The organism is Thermogutta sp. (assembly GCF_014359955.1).
Lineage (GTDB): Bacteria > Planctomycetota > Planctomycetia > Pirellulales > Thermoguttaceae > Thermogutta.
Genome location: NZ_JACIYL010000988.1, coordinates 1 through 1,397, shown reverse-complemented (window position 1 = coordinate 1,397; position 1,397 = coordinate 1). Strand labels below are relative to the sequence as shown.

Sequence of the window (1,397 nt, the reverse complement as noted above, 5' to 3'; positions counted from 1 at the left end):
AGGGCCGCCAGACTGAGGATTCCGTAAAAAGTGTACTCTACATCACATTGATCATCCCTGGAATGTCCGAAGAATCCCCCAGACACATTCGCCAGAGAAAGGCAATAGTTTTCCGTCTCATTCAGGTCAAATTGAGAATCCTTCTCCCGAAGGTAGCTGAGGCTTATCAGGGTGGAACAGGTGCTGAGCAGATCGCTTTCGCCAACATGGGCCGACGCGGCCCAGCCCCCGTCCGGTCTCCGGACAGAGGCAAAAAAGCGACGCACACCATCAAGATCGACCGCCGCCAATCCTTCGAGCTGGCCCAGGGCAATCACAGCGGCGGCTGTCGGGTTTGTGCCGGAGTTTCGCAGAAACGGCAACTCCACAAAGCCACCGTCCGGCCGCTGACGTGCCGCGAAGAACCGGGTCAACGCGTCCTGATCGGGAAGAGGAAGCTCCAGAAGACGCGCTACCATGATGGCGAGAAATGTGTGATAGGTACTTCCCGCCGCACTTTGCGAAGCTTTGGCAAAGCCTCCATCGTCGCGCTGCAAGGAATTCAAAAGCGACCGGCAAATTTCGCAAATTGCTCTCCCCACATCCGAGAGATCCTCATCCGCGAAAATCGTAGCCAGGGCGTACAGCGTCACGGCGGAATCGAGATCGACCAGACTTTTCACCGAGCCGTCATCGTCAAGCTGTCTTTTCAGGTAGCCCACCAGCCGTTGCCACTGGGAAGCGTGAGAACACCCGATCAATGCGAGAAGTCGCGCAGCGAAAGCCGAATAATAGAGACTTGAACCCGGGTTGCGGCCGGGGAACCCCCCGTCGTCTTGCTGATGTTGTCCAAGCCAATCGCGATGAACGGCCAGAAAAGACGGCGGCAGCTTTTGAACGGCGGTGAATATTCCCAGCGGAATCCCTGGCAAGTTGAAAAACATCGCTTGTTCGCAGCGTTGAAGTCGTTTCTGTCCAAAAGCTGACGATATTCCCACCGAGACTGGTCATTATGAGACGTTCACACCCTGCCCGTCCTGAGGACCGCCTCCGTGAGATACACCAGGAAATGGCGAACCTCGTCATGGGGAATCGTACCAACCAGTGCCAATGCTCGCTCTCTTTCTTTGCGAAAGATTTTTTCGGCTGCCGCGAAAACCCCGCAACGCTCGAATTCCGCCCGAACTCCGTAAATTCTTTCGACCATCGCCTGATGGTCTGCGTCAGGGGGGGCTACCATCATGTCTGCAAACCGTGCCCCCAACAAGTGCCAGCCGAGTGCCCAAAACAATGTCGGCCGCCGGGAAAGCAAATCCGTACCGAGCAATTTTTTGTTGTCCTCCTCGGCTTCCCAGTCGCTGAGGTCATTCTGGATTTGGAACGCGATGCCAAATGCATGCGCGAATTTGCGAATTTGC

General features: G+C 55.8%; 1 protein-coding gene and 1 pseudogene. Both read right to left on the bottom strand.

All coding sequences use genetic code 11. The features are described 5' to 3' along the window. On the bottom strand, positions 1-923 hold a 923-nt coding region (locus H5U08_RS18790), incomplete at its 3' end, for a prenyltransferase/squalene oxidase repeat-containing protein (protein ID WP_297036688.1). Between the two features lie 77 nt (positions 924-1,000). Continuing rightward, positions 1,001-1,397: pseudogene (locus H5U08_RS18785) on the bottom strand (polyprenyl synthetase family protein); the annotation flags it as partial.